Origin of the sequence: Bradyrhizobium acaciae, from assembly GCF_020889785.1 — a bacterium.
Classification (GTDB): domain Bacteria; phylum Pseudomonadota; class Alphaproteobacteria; order Rhizobiales; family Xanthobacteraceae; genus Bradyrhizobium; species Bradyrhizobium acaciae.
This window is the reverse complement of record NZ_JACMYK010000002.1, coordinates 199,177-216,683: the sequence shown is the minus strand read 5'-3', so window position 1 is coordinate 216,683 and position 17,507 is coordinate 199,177. Positions and strand designations below refer to the sequence as shown.

General features: G+C 64.5%; 15 protein-coding genes. 8 read left to right on the top strand and 7 right to left on the bottom strand.

Translation table 11 applies throughout. The annotated features are described in order from the left end of the window. Window positions 1–5 precede the first annotated feature (5 nt). The 7 genes from H8A92_RS02145 (at window position 6) to H8A92_RS02115 (ending at window position 7,400) form a co-directional block, all read left to right on the top strand. On the top strand, window positions 6–1,310 hold the full coding sequence (locus tag H8A92_RS02145; protein WP_229194259.1) for a TRAP transporter large permease: 1,305 nt from the start codon (window positions 6–8) through the stop codon (window positions 1,308–1,310). 4 nt (window positions 1,311–1,314) lie between these two features. Beyond that, the gene (locus H8A92_RS02140) at window positions 1,315–1,776 is read left to right on the top strand and encodes a DUF3237 domain-containing protein (protein ID WP_229194221.1); all 462 of its coding nucleotides are present in this window, start codon (window positions 1,315–1,317) and stop codon (window positions 1,774–1,776) included. A gap of 344 nt (window positions 1,777–2,120) precedes the next feature. Beyond that, a complete protein-coding gene (locus tag H8A92_RS02135; RefSeq protein ID WP_229194220.1) occupies window positions 2,121–2,915 on the top strand; it encodes a crotonase/enoyl-CoA hydratase family protein in 795 nt (264 codons plus the stop codon). Beyond that, complete coding sequence (locus H8A92_RS02130; protein WP_229194219.1) at window positions 2,912–4,795, top strand: feruloyl-CoA synthase; 1,884 nt, start codon at window positions 2,912–2,914, stop codon at window positions 4,793–4,795. The genes H8A92_RS02135 and H8A92_RS02130 overlap by 4 nt, the downstream gene beginning before the upstream one ends. Window positions 4,796–4,815: 20 nt before the next feature. Beyond that, a complete protein-coding gene (locus H8A92_RS02125; RefSeq protein ID WP_229194218.1) occupies window positions 4,816–5,577 on the top strand; it encodes an SDR family NAD(P)-dependent oxidoreductase in 762 nt (253 codons plus the stop codon). Window positions 5,578–5,638: 61 nt separating this feature from the next. Then, a complete protein-coding gene (locus H8A92_RS02120; RefSeq protein WP_229194217.1) occupies window positions 5,639–6,058 on the top strand; it encodes an acyl-CoA thioesterase in 420 nt (139 codons plus the stop codon). A gap of 190 nt (window positions 6,059–6,248) precedes the next feature. Further along, window positions 6,249–7,400, top strand: coding sequence for an ABC transporter substrate-binding protein (locus tag H8A92_RS02115; RefSeq protein ID WP_229194216.1), 1,152 nt, complete (start codon window positions 6,249–6,251; stop codon window positions 7,398–7,400). A gap of 351 nt (window positions 7,401–7,751) precedes the next feature. Here the strand turns inward: H8A92_RS02115 and H8A92_RS02110 are convergent, their stop codons facing one another. Genes H8A92_RS02110 through H8A92_RS02100 form a run of 3 tightly spaced genes read right to left on the bottom strand, consistent with a single transcriptional unit; the run spans window position 7,752 to window position 11,295 of the window. Next, window positions 7,752–8,483 (bottom strand): ABC transporter ATP-binding protein, encoded by a 732-nt coding sequence (locus tag H8A92_RS02110; protein WP_229194215.1) that lies wholly within the window; start codon window positions 8,481–8,483, stop codon window positions 7,752–7,754. After that, window positions 8,480–10,249 (bottom strand): branched-chain amino acid ABC transporter ATP-binding protein/permease, encoded by a 1,770-nt coding sequence (locus tag H8A92_RS02105; RefSeq protein ID WP_229194214.1) that lies wholly within the window; start codon window positions 10,247–10,249, stop codon window positions 8,480–8,482. The genes H8A92_RS02110 and H8A92_RS02105 overlap by 4 nt, the downstream gene beginning before the upstream one ends. A 5-nt stretch (window positions 10,250–10,254) precedes the next feature. After that, a complete protein-coding gene (locus tag H8A92_RS02100) occupies window positions 10,255–11,295 on the bottom strand; it encodes a branched-chain amino acid ABC transporter permease (RefSeq protein ID WP_229194213.1) in 1,041 nt (346 codons plus the stop codon). A 179-nt stretch (window positions 11,296–11,474) separates the two neighbouring features. On the opposite strand from H8A92_RS02100, the gene H8A92_RS02095 reads away from it, so the two are divergent. Beyond that, window positions 11,475–11,993, top strand: coding sequence for a MarR family winged helix-turn-helix transcriptional regulator (locus H8A92_RS02095; RefSeq protein ID WP_229194212.1), 519 nt, complete (start codon window positions 11,475–11,477; stop codon window positions 11,991–11,993). 52 nt (window positions 11,994–12,045) lie between these two features. On the opposite strand, the gene H8A92_RS02090 is transcribed toward H8A92_RS02095, so the two are convergent. The 4 genes from H8A92_RS02090 to H8A92_RS02075 form a co-directional block, all read right to left on the bottom strand. Further along, complete coding sequence (locus H8A92_RS02090) at window positions 12,046–13,329, bottom strand: glycerate kinase type-2 family protein (RefSeq protein WP_229194211.1); 1,284 nt, start codon at window positions 13,327–13,329, stop codon at window positions 12,046–12,048. Window positions 13,330–13,350: 21 nt separating this feature from the next. Next, entirely contained in the window at window positions 13,351–14,538 is a 1,188-nt protein-coding gene (locus H8A92_RS02085) for an ABC transporter substrate-binding protein (RefSeq protein ID WP_420831281.1), read from the bottom strand. Window positions 14,539–14,789: 251 nt separating this feature from the next. Further along, window positions 14,790–16,016 carry an ABC transporter substrate-binding protein gene (locus tag H8A92_RS02080; RefSeq protein WP_229194209.1) on the bottom strand — a complete coding sequence of 409 codons (1,227 nt, stop codon included), beginning with the start codon at window positions 16,014–16,016 and terminating at the stop codon, window positions 14,790–14,792. Window positions 16,017–16,174: 158 nt separating this feature from the next. Beyond that, window positions 16,175–17,401, bottom strand: coding sequence for an ABC transporter substrate-binding protein (locus H8A92_RS02075; protein ID WP_229194208.1), 1,227 nt, complete (start codon window positions 17,399–17,401; stop codon window positions 16,175–16,177). Window positions 17,402–17,507: the final 106 nt, after the last annotated feature.

The window sequence follows — 17,507 nt, the reverse complement described above, 5'->3', positions numbered from 1 at the left end:
TTGATCTGAGTCCCGAGGCTGTCGCCGTCATCGGCTTTGTCAGCCTGTTCGTGCTGATGCTGCTGCGCGTGCCCGTCGGCATGGCGATGGGCCTCGTCGGCATCACCGGCTTCGGCTACCTCACGGGCTTCGCGCCGGCGCTCAAGCTGGTCGGCCAGACCACCATGCGCACGGTGACGGATTACTCCTTCGGCGTGATCCCGATGTTCCTCTTGATGGGCGCCTTCGTGTCCGTCTCGGGCATCAGTCGCGAGTTGTTCCGCGCCGCCAACACCTTCGTCGGCCACTGGAAGGGCGGGCTCGGCATTGCGACCATCGCGGCCTGCGGCGGTTTCGCCGCGATCTCGGGCTCGTCGGTTGCGACCGCCGCGACCTTCTCGGCGGTGGCCTATCCCGAGATGCGCCGCTTCGGCTATCCGCAATCCTTCTCCACCGGCGTGATCGCGGTCGGCGGCACGCTGGGAGCGATGCTGCCGCCATCCACCGTGCTCGCGGTCTACGGCATCATCACCCAGCAGGACATCGGCAAGCTGTTCATCGCGGGCGTCGTCCCGGGCCTGCTCGCGATCCTGATGCACATGATCACGATCGGCATCATCGGCGTGACCCGCCCGGGCTTCCTGCCGGCCGGCAAGAAGGCGTCGTGGGGCGAGCGCGCCATGGCCATGCGCGACGTCTGGTCTCCGCTGCTGCTGTTCCTGTTCGTGATCGGCGGCCTCTATGGCGGCTTCTTCGTCCCGACCGAAGCCGGCGCGGTCGGCGCGGTCGGAGCCTTCATCATCGGCATCCTCAGAGGCAAGCTGACCAAAGAGGGCATTCTGCAATCGCTGCTGCAGGCGACGCGCACCGCGGCAGCGGTGTTCACGGTGCTGATCGGCGCGCTCTGCTTCGGCTATTTCCTCACCATCACCCAGACGCCGCAGAACGTCACCGAATTCCTCACCGGCCTCGGCATCGGCCCCTACGGCGTGCTGGCGCTGATCCTGCTGATGTATCTGGTGCTGGGCTGCCTGATGGATGCGATGGCGATGGTGATCCTCACCGTGCCGATCGTGTTTCCGGTGGTGACGTCGCTCGGCTTCGATCCGATCTGGTTCGGCATCATCATCGTCATGACGGTGGAACTCGGCCTGATCCATCCGCCGGTCGGCATGAACGTGTTCGTGATCAAGAGCGTGATCAAGGACGTCAACATGTCGACGATCTTCGTCGGCGTGCTGCCGTTCGTGATCACCGATCTGATCCGGCTGGTGATCCTGATCCTGTTCCCGCTGCTTGCGACCTGGCTGCCGCAACGCATGATAGGCTAAATCCATGACTCCGGAGCTTCAGACCAGATACGTCTTCACCATCACCGCCCGGATCGCCGAGGTGACCTCCGCCGGCGACATCGGCACCGGCGTCCGCCGCATCATTCCGATCATCGGCGGTGAGGTGAAAGGCGAGGGGATCAATGGAAAGGTGCTGCCCTTCGGCGCCGACTTCCAGATCATCCGGCCCAACGAGCTGACCGAGCTGGAGGCAAAATATGCCTTCGAGACCGACGACGGCGCCGTCGTCTATGTCGAGAACAAGGGCATCCGCTTCGGGCCGGTCGAGCTGCTCGAGAAGCTCAAGCGCGGCGAGCCGGTCGATCCGAAACTGATCTATTTCCGCACCGTGCCGAAATTCGAAACCGGTTCCGAAAAGTACCGCTGGCTCATGGAGCACATCTTCATCGGCTCCGCCGCCCGCCACGCCGACCGCGTCGTGATCGACGTGCATCAGGTGTTGTGAGGGCGCGCGTCACCGTCCAGCGGACACTGCTTCGTTCGGCATCTTGGATCGAGACCCATCTTCACCGTCGTCCCTGCGAAAGCAGGGACCCATACTCCGCGGCCTCTGTTGTGAATGGGACTCGTCATTCGGCGTCGCGCAACAATGACCATTTGTGGTTATGGGTCCCTGCTTTCGCAGGGACGACGGCTAGAGAGAGTTGCGTATATCAGCTCGAACCGATGATGGGTGGTGGTCGTGGGGGCAATGCAGACCGTTGCTCCCGGATGCCCCGATCATCCCGTCTTGACTCCTGCGATGATAGTTATAAAACATAACTATTCTGAACAGGAAACAATAACGCCATGGGAAACGCTGCCGACGCGGGTGATGCCTCGCTGCTCAGGATCGAGACGCGAGGGGCGGTGCTGACGGTCGGGCTCAACCGGCCCGCCAAGCGCAATGCGCTGAATGACGGCATCATCCTGGCGCTGCGGGATTGTTTTTCGGCCATCCCTGAGGACGTCGGCGCGGTCGTCATCCATGGCGTCGGCGATCATTTCTCGTCTGGTCTCGATCTGTCCGAACTGACCGAACGCGACGCCACCGAGGGCCTGGTGCATTCCCAGATGTGGCACCGGGTGTTCGACCGCATCCAGTATTGCCGCGTGCCCGTGATCGCTGCACTGAAGGGCGCGGTGATCGGCGGCGGGCTGGAGCTGGCCTGCGCCGCGCATATCAGGGTTGCCGAGCCGTCGGCCTATTTCGCGCTGCCCGAGGGCCAGCGCGGCATCTTCGTCGGCGGCGGCGGATCGGTGCGGCTGCCGCGGTTGATCGGCGTGCCGCGGATGGCGGACATGATGCTGACCGGCCGCGTCTATTCGGCGACCGAGGGCGCAGCCTATGGTTTCTCGCAATATCTCACCGAGGCCGACGGCGCGCTGCCGAAAGCGCTGGAACTCGCCGAACGCGTCGCCGCCAATGCGCCGCTGACCAACTTCGCCGTGTTGCAGGCGCTGCCGATGATCGCCGAGGCCAATCCGCAGACCGGCCTCCTGATGGAATCGCTGATGGCAACGGTGGCGCAGAGCGACAAGGAAGCCAAGAAGCGGATCCGCGCGTTCCTGGATCGCAAGACCGCCAAGGTGAAGCCGACATGAGCGTCAGGGCTGACATATCTGCGTCCGCGTCCACTGCGAGCGCGCATCCGTTGCGCCCGATCTCGTTCGGCAACCCCGATGTCACCGTCGAGCGCCGCGACGACGGCACGATCTATCTTCGCCCGAAGCTCAGGCTCGCCGAGTTTCCCGTTCGCCTCACCGACCGGTTGCATCACTGGGCAAACGCCGAGCCGAACCGCGTGTTCATGGCCGAGCGCGCAGCCGGCGGCGGCTGGCGGCAGATCACCTACGCGCAATTGTATGAGGCCACGCGGCGCATCGCTTCCGCGCTGATCGCGCGCGGATTGTCAGCCGAGCGGCCGATCGTGATCCTGTCGGGCAATTCGATCGATCACGCGCTGATCGCGCTGGGTGCGCTCTATGCCGGCATTCCGTTCTGCCCGGTGTCGCCGGCCTATTCGCTGGTGTCGCGCGACTACGGCAAGCTCGGCTTCGTCATCAAGCTGTTGACACCGGGCCTGGTCTTCGCCGACGACGCCGATAAATTTGCCGATGCGTTGCGTGCCAATGTCGGACCCGATGTCGAGATCGCTGCAAGCCGCGGCGCGGTGCCTGGCCGCGAGGTGACGCGACTTGCCGACCTCATGGCAACGGCGGAGGATCCACGCCTCGATGCGACGCATGCGGCGATCGGTCCGGATACGATCGCGAAATTCCTGCTGACGTCGGGTTCGACGGGAAATCCCAAGGCCGTCATCAACACCCAGCGGATGATCTGCGCCAACCAGGTGATGCTGCGCGAGACGCTGGCGTTCCTGAAGGACGAGCCGCCCGTCATCGTCGATTGGCTGCCGTGGAATCACACCTTTGGCGGCAACCACAATGTCGGGCTGACGCTGTTCAACGGCGGCTCGATGTATCTCGATGAGGGCAAGCCGATCCCCGGCGGCATCGAGGAGACCGTGCGAAACCTGCGCGAGATCTCGCCGACGGTCTATTTCAACGTGCCCAAGGGCTATGAATCGCTGCTGCCCTATCTGCGCGATGACGCGGCCCTGCGGGCGAAATTCTTCCATCGGCTGCATGCGATGTTCTTTTCGGGCGCCGCGCTGTCGCCGTTCATCTGGAACAGCCTCGATGCGCTCGCCGTGCAGGAGAAGGGCTACCGCGTGCCCATGCTGACTGGGCTCGGCGCCACCGAGACCTCGCCGTTCTTCATGTCGGTGCGGCCCGATACCAGCCGTTCCGGTCACGTCGGGCTTCCGGTGTCGGGCAATGACGCGAAGCTCGTCCCCAACAACGGCAAGCTCGAAGTCCGCGCCAAGGGCCCGAACGTGACGCCCGGCTATTGGCGGCAGCCAGACCTGACCGCCAAGGCGTTCGACGAGGAAGGCTTCTACAAGTTCGGGGATGCGCTGAAGCCCGCCAACCCCGGTGATCTCGATGCCGGCTTCGATTTCGACGGCCGCATCGCCGAAGATTTCAAGCTGGCGAGCGGCACCTGGGTCAGCGTCGGGCCGTTGCGGGCGCGCTTTGTCGGCACCTGCGCGCCGCTGGTGCGCGACGTCGTGATCGCAGGAATCAACCGCGACGAGCTGGCGGCGATCGTGATCCTCGATCTCGATGGTTGCCGCCTGATCAATCCGGCGCTTGCCTCCGGCGACATCGCGGCCGCGGCCAACGATCCGCTGGTGCGTGCCGCCTTTCGCGAACGCTTCGCGCGCGTGCTTGCGAGCGCCACCGGTTCGTCGAACCGGATCGCGCGGGCGATCCTGCTCGATACGCCGCTGTCGATCGATCGCGGCGAGGTCACCGACAAGGGCTCGATCAACCAGCGCGCGGTGCTGGAGCATCGCACCGACATCATCGAAGCGCTCTATGCGCCGGTGCCGCAGGCATCGGTGATCACGTCAGTCTGACTCTCAGAGAGGAGAACGCCATGCAGTTGAAGGACCAGGCCGCCATCGTCACCGGCGGTGCATCGGGATTGGGCGCTGCGACCGCGCGCCGGCTGGCCGCGCAGGGCGCCAAGGTCGCGGTCTGCGATCTCAATGCCAAGCTCGCCGAGAGCGTCGCGGCCGAGATCGGCGGCATTGCCGTGGTCTGCGACGTCGCCGATGCGGCGGCCGCCGAGGCCGCAATCGCTGCCGCCGCCAAGGCGCATGGTCCGGCGCGGGTGCTGGTCAACTGCGCCGGCATCGGAGTGGCAAAACGCGTGATCGGCCGCGAAGGCCCGATGGCGCTCGCCGATTTCGACAAGGTGATCAAGGTCAACCTGATCGGATCCTTCAACATGCTCCGGCTCGCGACCGCTGAGATGGCGAAGCTGGAGCCGCTCGCGACCGGCGAGCGCGGTGTCGTGATCTCGACGGCTTCGGTCGCGGCCTATGACGGCCAGATCGGGCAGGCGGCCTATTCGGCCTCCAAGGGCGGCATCGTCGCGATGACGCTGCCGATCGCGCGCGAGCTCGCGCAATTCGGCATCCGCGTGCTGACGATTGCGCCCGGCCTGTTCATGACGCCCTTGCTGGCCGGCCTGCCGCAGGAAGCGCAGGATTCACTCGCCGCCGCGATCCCGTTCCCGCGCCGGCTCGGCCAGGCCGACGAGTTCGCCTCGCTGGCGCTGCACATGATCGACAATCCCTATCTGAACGGCGAAGTGGTGCGGCTCGATGCCGCGCTCCGGATGGCGCCGCGCTGACGCATGATCCGGAAGAGCTTGCCGCTCTTCCGGATCGATCACGCTCAATCGAGGACAAACCATGTTCGTCAATCGGCGCGACGTACAGATCCAGTGGGGCGATTGCGACCCCGCCAATATCGTCTATTACCCGCGCTACTTCGCGATGTTCGACGACTCGACCTCGATCATGTTCGAAGCCGCCGGTTGCTCGAAGCAGGACCTCGTCCACAAATATGGCCTGGTCGGCATTCCCATGGTCGACACGCGGGCGAAATTCCAAATCCCGTCGACCCATGGCGACTGGATTACCATCGAGAGCCGGATCGAGAGCATCAAGCGCTCGAGCTTCGAGGTAGTGCACCACGTGTTCAAGGGCGAGGCGCTGGCGATCGAGGCATTCGAAACCCGGGTGCTGGTCGGCCGCCATCCGGACGATCCGGCCAGGCTGAAATCGGTGCCGTTTCCGCAGGAGATCATCGACCGCTTCATGAAGGGCTGACGTGTCCGTGATGGGCTGACTCGCGGCCCCTCATGACTCGACTTTTGGAGCATGATCCCCGCGCAAACGCGTTCCGCGTTTGTCGCGAGGGAAAACCGGTTTCCACTTTTCCGGATCATGCTCTAAAGAAGGGGCTGAATTGGCCCGTAAAACCGGTTTAAACCAAAAACTTACTTGCAGGGAGGAATGAATGAGGAAGGCCACTCTCGCCGCAGCAGTGCTCGCAGCAGTCATCGCGCTGCCGGGCGCGCCCGCACTGGCGCAGACCAATGAAATCACCATCGGCATCTCGCTCTCGACCACGGGCCCCGCCGCGGCGCTCGGCATCCCCGAGCGCAATGCGCTCGATTTCGTGCCGAAGGAGATCGCCGGCGTGCCGCTGAAGCTGATCGTGCTCGACGACGGCGGCGATCCGACGGCTGCGACCACCAACGCGCGACGCTTCGTCACCGAGTCCAAGGCCGACATCATCATGGGCTCCTGCATCACGCCGACGACGATCGCGGTGTCGACGGTCGCCAACGAGGCCGGCATCCCGCATTTCGGTCTCGCGCCGTTCCCGATCAACGACGCCCGCGCAAAATGGTCGGTCGACCTGCCGCAGTCGATCCCGATCATGGGTAAAGTGCTCTACGAGCACATGAAGGCGCACAACATCAAGACCGTCGGCTATATCGGCTATTCGGATTCCTACGGCGACCTCTGGGTCAACGACTTCAAGGCGCAGGCCGTGCCGATGGGTCTGACCATGACCGATGAGGAGCGCTTCGCGCGTCCGGATACGTCGGTCGCCGGCCAGGTGCTGAAGCTCGTCGCCGCCAATCCCGACGCCATCCTGATCGGCGCCTCCGGCACCGCCGCGGCGTTGCCGCAGAGCGCGCTGCGCGAGCGCGGCTACAAGGGCCTGATCTACCAGACCCACGGTGCTGCCACCATGGATTTCATCCGCATCGCCGGCGCGTCCGCGGAAGGCGTCATCATGTCGGCCGGCCCGATCATGTCGCCGGAGACGCAGGCAGACGGCGCGCTGACCAAGAAGCCGGGCCTTACGCTGAACGCGGCCTATGAAGCCAAATACGGCGCCAACAGCCGCAGCCAGTTCGCCGGTCACTCCTACGACGCGTTCCAGGTGCTGAACCGCATCATCCCGGTGGCGCTGAAGACCGCAAAGCCCGGTACGCCGGAATTCCGCGAGGCGATCCGCCAGGCGCTGATCTCCGAGAAGGAGATCGTCGCGACCCAGGGCGTCTACAACTGGACCGAAAAGGACCGGTACGGCCTCGACGACCGCTCGCGCATCCTGCTGACGGTCAAGGACGGCAAATACGTCCCGGCGATGTGAGCCGGCCACGATCCGTGAAATGAAGAAGCCGGTCCTGAGGGGCCGGCTTTTTTCCTAGCGTCCGCTGGAGAGTCATCTCCTCCGAAAATTGCGTAAGGCGGGCACGTTGCTCGGGCTCCCTCCCCCCTTGCGGGGGAGGGGTGGGGAGAGGGGTAAGCCCCGGGCAAGATGATCGATAGGAGCGTCGCTATCGCAATCTCGGTCGTGCCTAGTTAAAGCGCGTACTGCGAGAGCATGCCGTGTGGCACCCCTCTCCCTAACCCTCCCCCGCAAGGGGGGAGGGAACCCTACCGCCGGTGACTCCCTCACATCAATCCGGTCGGCGATCCGTCCGCCTATCACCATCCGCCCTCAAATCGCGCTCTCGCCTTCGTGCTGGAAGCCGAGATAGCTGGCGGCGACGCCCTTGTTGGCGGCGATGTCCTTGGCGGTGCCGGACAGCACGAACTCGCCGAGCTCCATCACATAGGCGCGGTCGGCGATCTGCAGCGCCGCCTGGGCATTCTGCTCGACCAGCAGCACCGAAACGCCGGCCGAGCGGAGCTCGCCGACGATGCGGAAGATGTCGGCGACGATGATCGGGGCGAGGCCGAGGCTCGGCTCGTCCAGCATCAAGAGTTTCGGTGCGCCCATCAGCGCGCGGCCCATCGCCAGCATCTGCTGCTCGCCGCCGGACAGCGTGCCGGCGAGCTGCTTGCGCCGCTCCTTGAGCCGCGGAAACAGCGTGTAGACCCGCTCCAGCGAGACGGCAGCCGTCGATTTTGCAATCCGGAAGGCGCCAAGCTCGAGATTGTCCTCGACATTCATGGTGCCGAACAATTCGCGATGCTCGGGCACGAGGCTCAGGCCGGTGGCGACGCGGTCCTCGATGTCTGATGGCGCCATGTCGACGCCGGCGAAGGTGGTGCGGCCCCTGACCGGCAGCACGCCCATGATGGCGTTGAGCAGCGTGGTCTTACCGGCGCCGTTGGCGCCGATGATGGTGACGATCTCGTTGGCTGCGACGTCGAGCGAGACGCCGCGCACGGCCTCGACCTTGCCGTAGGAGATGTGGACGTCGGTTACCGACAGCAGCGCGCTCATGCGGCGGCTCCGAGGTAAGCCTTGATCACGTCGGGGTTGCGCTTGATCGAGGCCGGCGTGCCCTCGGCGATCTTGGTGCCGAAATCGAGCACCACGATGCGGTCGGCGAGATCCATCACGAACCCCATGTCATGTTCGACCAGGAGCACCGACATGCCGCCGTCGCGCAATTGCCGGAGCAGCGCGGCCAGCCGCTGCTTCTCCATGTGGCGCAGGCCGGCGGCCGGTTCGTCGAGTAACAGCAGCATCGGATCGACGCACAGCGCGCGCGCAATCTCGACGATGCGCTGCTGCCCGAGCGACAGCGAGCCGGCGAGCTGGTCGATCTGGTCCGAAAGCCCGACGCGCGCGATCTGGCGCGCGGCTTCCGCCAGCAGCTTCGCCTCGTCAGTGCGATCGAGCCGCAGCATGCTGGAGATCGCGCCGGAATTGCCGCGCAGATGCGCACCGATCGCGACGTTCTCCAGCACGGTCATGTCGGGCACCAGCTTGACGTGCTGGAATGTTCTGCTGACGCCGAGCTTGACCACCTCCTGTGGCGGCGCATTCGCGACCTCGTTGCCGAGCACGGCGATCTTGCCGCTGGTCGCGGCGAGGACGCCGGTAATCAGGTTGAACGTCGTGCTCTTGCCGGCGCCGTTCGGGCCGATCAGCGCGACGATCTCGCGGGCGTTAACGTCGAACGACACGTCGTTCACCGCGAGCACGCCACCGAACTGTTTTCGCGCCCTGTCGATGTGCAGCAGCACCGATGATGTTCCCGGCGCGCGCTCGCGATGCTCGAGCTTCACCGATGTGTCCGGCGTCTTGCGGGCCGGCTTGAACGGCAGCTTCGACATCAGCCAGGGCCAGACGCCCTGCGGCGCGAGCTGCAACAGCAGCACCAGCATGATGCCGAACACGATGGTCTCGAGCTGGCTCTGGCCGCCGAAGATGTAGGGCAGGTAGCTCTGCAGCACTTCCTTGAGGATCACGACGATCGCGGCGCCGAGCACGCCGCCCCAGACGTAACCGGCGCCGCCGACGACGGCGATGAACAGATACTCGATGCCGGCCTGCGCGCCGAACGGCGTCGGGTTGGCGGCGCGCTGGAAATGCGCGTAGAGCCAGCCGGACAGGCCGGCCAGCACTGCCGCGTAGATGAACACCAGGAGCTTCGCGCGCGGCGTCTGGACGCCGAACGCTTCAGCGGCGATATGACCGCGCCGCAGCGCGCGGATGGCGCGCCCGGTGCGGGAGTCCAGCAGGTTCATGGTCAATAGTGCCGCGAGCAGCACCGCGACCCAGATCGCGTAATAGATCGTATCCGGGCTCAGCATCTTGAATGAGCCGATCGAGAGCGGCGGGATGCCGGAAATGCCGTCGTTGCGGCCGAGGAATTCGAGCTTGCTGAAGAGATAGAACAGGCCGATGCCCCAGGCGATGGTGCCGAGCGGCAGATAATGGCCGGACAGCCGCACCGTGACGAGGCCGAGCAGCACGGCCGCAATGCCGCTGACCAAGAGCGAAGCCGGCAGCGTCAGCCACGGCGAGACGCCGTAGGCGGTGGTCAGCACCGCGGTGGTGTAGGCTCCGAAGCCGCAGAACGCGGCCTGTCCGAACGAGGTGAGGCCGCCGACGCCGGTGAGCAGCACCAGCCCCATCGCGACCAGCGCGGCGAGGCCGATATTGTCGAGCAGCACGATCCAGAACGGCGGGATGCCCGGCAGAAGCGGGATCACCGCCAGCACGAGCGCGAAGATGATGAGAGGGAGTCGCTGCGTCATCGCGCTCAATCCTTCTCTTCTTCGACCTGGGGTGCTGCGAGCGAACGCAGCACCAGGACGGGAAGGATCAGCGTGAACACGATGACTTCCTTGAAATTGCTTGCGTAGAACGACGAGAAGGCCTCGACGATGCCGACCACGATGGCCGCGACCGCGGTCAGGGGGTAGCTGACCAGGCCGCCGATGATCGCGGCGATGAAGCCCTTCAGGCCGATCAAAAAGCCGGTGTCGTAATAGAGCGTGGTGATCGGCACGATCAGGATGCCGGAAATCGCGCCGATCACGGAAGCGAGCAGGAATGCGATCTGGCCCGATAGCGTGGTGCGGATGCCGACCAGACGGGCGCCGAGCCGATTGACCGCGGTGGCGCGCAGCGCCTTGCCGGTCCTAGTGTAGCCGAAGAACAGCCACAGGGCGACGATGAAGCCGACCGTCAGGCCGTAGACCGCAAGGCTCTGGCCGGTGAAGCGAAGCGGACCCGCGGTTACCGCGGCGCTCGACAGCGCCGGGCCGCGCAGGCCTTCGGCGCCGAAGAACACGAGGCCCAGGCCCTGCAACGCCAGATGGCAGCCGACCGAGGCGATCAGCAGCACCAGCACGGAAGTGTGCGCGATCGGCTGGAAGGCAATGCGATAGAGGAACAGTCCGATCGCCGCCACGATCAGCAGCGCGAGCGCGATGTTGACGGCGACCGGCGTGTGGGGACCGACCAGCGCGTAGACGAGGCCGAGCAGCGCCACAGGGAAGACAATGTTGAGCGCGACCGAGCGCATCACCAACCGGGCGTGCAGCGCCTTGCGGGCGAAGAACAGGTCGAGGGCGAAAGCGACGAGGCCCATCGCGACGGCGAGCCGCGCCGTGCCCGGCACCTGCCCGGTCGCCAGCATGGCGTAGCTCAGCGCGCCGTAGGTCACGAATTCGCCCTGCGGGATCAGGATCACCCGCGTCACGGCGAACACCAGCACCAGGGCCAGCCCGAGCAGTGCGTAGATCGCGCCGTTGGTGATGCCGTCCTGCAGCAGGAACAGCATGATCGTTGTGTTCAAGGCCGAGCGCTCCCCCTTAAGCGTCGGGCCGCCGCAGCCGGCTGTGCCGGTCGGGTCGGCCGATATCGACTGTTGATAGCCGTCGATATTAGATATAGCGGATAACAATTATTAGATATAATCTCAAGGTCCCCGATCGTCCCGCCGGGTTTTTGTACCGGGATTGCGAGCCTGGAGCGATGACTGTTTCCAAGACCGCCGCCGATGCCGTCCGATCGTCGCGTGCCCTGCGCAAGGAACCGGTCGATCCTGCCGGGGACGACAGCATGCTGCAACTGGGCGAACTGTCCGGATTGCTCGGCTATTCGCTGAAGCGTGCGCAGCTCAGGGTATTCGAGGACTTCCTGCGCTGCGTCGCGCCGTTGCAGCTGACGCCGGCGCAGTTCTCGGTGCTGCTGCTGCTCGACAAGAATCCCGGCCGCAACCAGACCGAGATCGCCAACACGCTCGGCATCCTCAGGCCGAATTTCGTCGCGATGCTCGATGCGCTGGAAAGCCGCGACCTTTGCGCGCGGATGCGCTCGACCAACGACCGCCGCTCCCACATCCTGGTCCTGACCGACAGGGGCCGCGCCGTGCTGGCGCGCGCCAAGAAGCTGGTCGCCAACAAGCACGAGGCGCGGCTGATCGAGGTGCTCGGCCCGGCCAACCACGCCGCGTTGCTGGAGATGCTGGCAAAGCTCGCGCAGGAGTTTTGAGGCACGGTCATTCCGGGCTCAGCCCTTCGGGCTGCCCCGGAATGACCGTGAATTAGTCGACTAAAATCACCCTGACATCATTCACGTTGGTCAGCGTCGGCCCGGTCAACAACAGATCCCCGGTCTGCGCGAAGAAGCCGGTGGCATCGTTGTTCTCGAGATAGGCCTTGGGATCGAGGCCGATCGATTTCACCTTGGCGAATGTCGCCTGATCGATCACCGCGCCGGCAGGATCGGTCGCGCTGCCGGCGCCGCCATCGGCGCCGTCGGTGTCGGCGGCAAGCGCCGCGATGTCGGGTGTGTCCTTGAGCAGGTCGGCCAGCGCCAGCGCGTATTCCTGGTTGGGGCCGCCGCGGCCGTTGCCGCGCACGGTCACCGTGAGCTCGCCGCCCGAGATGATCGCGACGCGCTTGCCTTCGCCGCGTGCCTTCAGCGCGAGCTGCGCGTGCGCAGCCGCGACGTCGCGGGCCTCGCCTTCGAGATCGGCGCCGAGCGCGATCGTCTCGTAGCCGGCGTCCTGCGCGACCTTCACCGCGGCGTCGATCGAGGCTTTCGGCTTTGCCAGAAGCTCGAATGTCGCCCGCGCAAAGGCGGGATCGCCGGGCTTGCAGCTCTCGTTCCGGGGGTCGTCGAGCGCGCGGCGGACCGCGTCATCGACGGAGAGATTGTATTTGGCGACCAGCGCGCGGGCATCGGCGAGCGTGGTCGGATCCGGCACCGTCGGGCCCGAGGCGATCGCGGACGGATCGTCATGCGGCACGTCTGAGATCGCCAGCGTGACGATCTCGGCGGCGTGCTGCCCGGCGCGCGCCAGCCGTCCGCCCTTGATCCGCGACAGATGCTTGCGGACGATGTTCATCTCGCCGATCGGCGCGCCGGAGCGCAGCAGCGCGCGGTTGACCTGCTGCTTCTGCGCAAAGCTCACCCCCTCGACCGGCGCGATCCAGTTCGCCGAGCCGCCGCCGGTCAATAGCACCAGCAGCAGATCGTCCGGCGTGGCCTCTGCCGCGAGCCGCAGCGTATCGTCGGCCCCGCGCAGGCCGGCTTCGTCGGGCACGGGGTGGCCGGCCTCGACCACCTTGATGCGGCGGGTCGGCACGCCATGGCCGTGGCGGGTGGTGGCGATCCCGACCAGCCGCGACGGCTCGAGGCCAAGCGTGTCGAGATAGTGCCGCTCCGCCGCCGCGGCCATCGCGCCGGCGCCCTTGCCGGCAGCGAGGCAGATCACGCGCCCCTTCGGTGCCGGCCGCAACCGCGATGCCAGCACCACATCGGGATGCGCAGCCGCGACCGCAGCATCGAAGATCGAACGCAGGAAAGGACGACGGTCGGTCATGGCTGTGCTTTCGCTAAGTGGTCAGTTTCCGGCGATCTCGCCGCTGATGACGTCGCCGAACAATTGCCAGCGCTCGCCCTTGAACTGCATCAGCTGCAATTGCTCGATCGGCTGGAAGTCGGCAGGACCAGTCGACAGCGTTACGCCCGGCAACAGTCCACCTTGTGCAAACTGCTTCAGGCTTGCGGCCTGCTTCATCACATTGGCGCGGGTGAGGTCATCGCCGCAGCGGCGCAGCACCTCGACCATGGTGGTCGCCATGTTGTAGCCGGTCATCGCCGAGGCATCGACGCGGTTGGTGTCGGGCATGTACTTGGCGAGCAGCTCGTCGAACGCCTTCATGCCGGAATCGTCCTTCCACTGCGGATCGCTGGCATCCTTGGCGTAGGCCGCCGAGATCACGCCCTGCGCATTGTCGAGCCCGGCCGGCCGCATCACGGTTGCGGTGGATGCCGAGACGTTGGAGACGATCGTCACCGGCTTCCAGTTCATCTCGCCGAGCTTCTTGATCGCCTGGGCGCCGAACTTCGGCGTGGTGAAGAAGATGATGACATCGGGGTTGGATGATTTCAGCCGCACCACATGGGAATCGATGGTCGGCTCGGCGACCTCGTAGCTTTCCTTGGCGACGATCCGCGCCGGATCGCCGGCAAAGCCGTCCTCCAGGCCCTTGAGGTAGTCCTTGCCCATGTCGTCGTTCTGGTAGAGCACGGCGACCTTGGCGGCGGGCTTCTCCTTCAGCAGATATTTCGCGTAGATCCGCGACTCGCTCTGGTAGCTGGGCAGCCAGCCCATGGTCCATGGGAAGGTTTTCGGGTCGTTCCACTTGGTCGCGCCGGTGGCGACGAACAGCTGCGGCACCTTCTTGGCGTTGAGATATTTCTGGATCGCGGTGTTGGAGGCGGTGCCGAGCGTGCCGAACAGGAACAGCACCTCGTCGCTCTCGACCAGCTTGCGCGCCTGCTCCACGGCCTTCGGTGGCGAATAGGCGTCATCATAGGAGATGAAATTGACCTTGCGGCCGTTGATGCCGCCGTCGTCATTGACCTTCCTGAACACCGCGGCCATCGCCTTGCCGACCACGCCGTAGGCCGACGCCGGGCCGCTATAGGGCACGATGTTGCCGATCTTGATCTCGGTATCGCTCGCTCCGGTGTCGTATTTCTTCTGCGCCAGCGCGGCGCTGCCGCTTGCGGCGAGCAGGGTCAGGCCGAAGAGGGCGGTTGCGGCACGGTGAAGGACGGGCGTGGACAATTTGCGGATCTCCTGTTCTTGCGCGCCCGGCGGGCGCGCTCGGCTTCTTGTTGGCTCTGCCGCTTCGATACCTAGCGTATCGTCCGCCGAAGTGTAAACGGCCCGTGTCCTTCGGTTTTCCGGATAGAGCGATGGCAACCGAAAGGCAAAGAAAAAACCCTGCGATCGGGTCGCAGGGGGCAGATTTTTCACGATGTGGAAAGGTCTCAGCCGCCGACGTCGGCGCTGATGACGTCGCCGAACAGTTCCCATTTCTCGCCCTTGAACTTCATCAGCTGCAACTGGCTGATCGGGGCGAAATCATTCGGGGCGGTATTGATCTTGACGCCGGGCAGCAGCACTTCGGTGCGGAAGTCATGCAGGCTGGCGGCCTGCTTCATGATGTTCTCGCGGGTGAGGTTGTCGCCGCACTGCTTGAGCACCTGAACCAGCGTCTGCGCCACGCCGAAGCCGACCACGGTGCCGCCGTCGAGCTTGTCGCCCTCGGGGAAATCCTTGGCCATGAAAGCGTAGAATTCCTTCATGCCGGGATCATTGTCCCATTGCTTGTCGGAAGCATCCTTCAAATAGGCGGCGGAGATGATGTCCTGCGCGTTCTCGAAGCCGGCCGGCTTGATCACGCTGCCGACCGAGGCCGACACGTTGTTGAGGAAATGGGTCGGCTTCCAGCCGATCTCGGCGACCTTCTTGATCGCCTGGGCGGCGAATTTCGGCGTCGCGATGTCGATGAACACGTCGGCGTTGCTGGCCTTCAGCTTGACGATGTTGCTGTCGATGGTCGGCTGCGACGTCTCGAAGCTCTCCTCGGCGACGATCATGCTCGCGGCCTTCTGGCCGAGGCCGTCCTTCAGCCCCTTCAGATAGTCCTTGCCGTAATCGTCGTTCTGGTAAAGCACCGCGATCTTGGCGTTCGGCATGTTCTTCAGGATGTACTTTGCGTAGATCTGGGTCTCGCTCTGGTAGTTGGGCTGCCAGCCCATGGTCCAGGGAAAGTCCTTCGGGTCGTTCCATTTGGTGGCGCCGGTGGCGACGAATAGCTGCGGCACCTTCTTGGAGTTCATGTATTTCTGGATCGCCGAGTTCGACGGCGTGCCGAGCGAGTTGAAGATCAGCAGCACTTCGTCGCTTTCGACCAGCTTGCGGGCCTGCTCCACCGCCTTCGGTGGCGAGTAGGCGTCATCGTAGGAGATGAAGTTGATCTTGCGGCCGTTGATGCCGCCGGCGTCGTTGATCTTCTTGAAATAGGCGGCCTCGGTGCGGCCGATGATGCCGTAGGCGGAGGCCGGTCCGCTGTACGGCATGATGTTGCCGATCTTGATCTCGGTGTCGGTGGCGCCGGTGTCGTATTTCTTCTGGGCAAACGCAGCGCTGCCCGATGTCGCGACGAGCGCCAGCGCGGCCCCGAGGACCGCGAGTCTTGTGGTAGCGGACATTGATGTCTCTCTCCCTGTTGTCAGACGAATGTGTCATGGCCCCCTGTTTCGAGGGCTCTGTTGTTATCGGATGAAATTACCAGCTTAGGCGGGCCGCCTCAATGAAAAGCCCCTGCGACAATGCCGCAGGGGCCGCGTCTTTAGTCGACAATTCCCGGCTAGCCGCCGACGTCGCCGCTCAAGATTTCACCAAAGCGGTCCCAGGTCTCGCCCTTGAACCGCATCAATTGCAGCTGCGAAAGCGGCGCGAAGTCGGTCGCCGAGGTGTTGGCCTTGATGCCCGGCAACAGGCCGCCGAGCTCGAGGTCGCGCAGGCTGGCAGCCTGCTTCATGATGCTCTCACGCGTCAGATTGTCGCCGCACGCCCGCAACACGTGCTCGAGGCCCTGTGCGACGGTGTAGGCGTACATCACGGACGCATCGGCGCGGTTTGCGTCGGGATAGTACTTATCCAGGAATTCGTTCCAGGCGATCATGCCCTTGTCGGTCTTCCACTGCGGATCGGTCGGATCCTTCAGGTACTGCGACGAGATGATGCCCTGGGCGGCCTCGAAGCCCGCCGGCTTGATCACGCTGCCGATCGAGGACGAGACGTTGTTGAGGAAGTGCAGCGGATGCCAGTCGAGCTCGGCGTTCTTCTTGATCGCCTGGGCCGCGAATTTCGGCGTCGTGATGTTGAAGAACACGTCGGCGCCGGAGGCCTTGAGCCTGACGATGTGGGAATCGATTGTCGGCTCCGTCACCTCGTAGCTGTCCTCGGCGACGATCATGGACGCTGCCTTGGCGCCGAGCCCGTCCTTGAATCCCTTCAGATAGTCCTTGCCGTAATCGTCGTTCTGGTAGAGCACCGCGATCTTCGCGTCCGGCTTGTTCTTCAGGATGTACTTCGCATAGATGATGGACTCGCTCTGGTAGTTGGGCTGCCAGCCCATCGTCCACGGAAACTCCTTCGGGTCATTCCACTTGGTGGCGCCGGTGGCGACGAACAGTTGCGGCACCTTCTTCTGGTTCATGTATTTCTGGATCGCCGAGTTCGGCGGCGTGCCGAGCGAATTGAAGATCATCAGCACTTCGTCGCTTTCGACCAGCTTGCGCGCCTGCTCGACCGTCTTCGGCGGCGTGTAGGCGTCGTCGTAGCTGATGAAGGTGATCTTGCGGCCGTTGATGCCGCCCTCGGCGTTGATCTTGCGGAAATAGGCCTCCTCGGTCTTGCCGATCACGCCATAGGCGGAAGCCGCTCCGCTGTAGGGCATGATGTTGCCGATCTTGATCTCGGTGTCGCTGGCGCCGGTGTCGTATTTCTTCTGGGCAAGTGCTGCGCTGCAGGATGCGGAGACGAGCGCGAGCGCAGCAGCAAATGCCGCCAATTGTCGTGTTACGGACATGCGGTTTCACTCCCTGATGGCAGATGATGTGTCGCGGCCCCCTGTTTCGAGAGCTCTTCATTAATCGCAAAAGCTATCATTTTACCTGGAGGCTCTCAACGAAAAG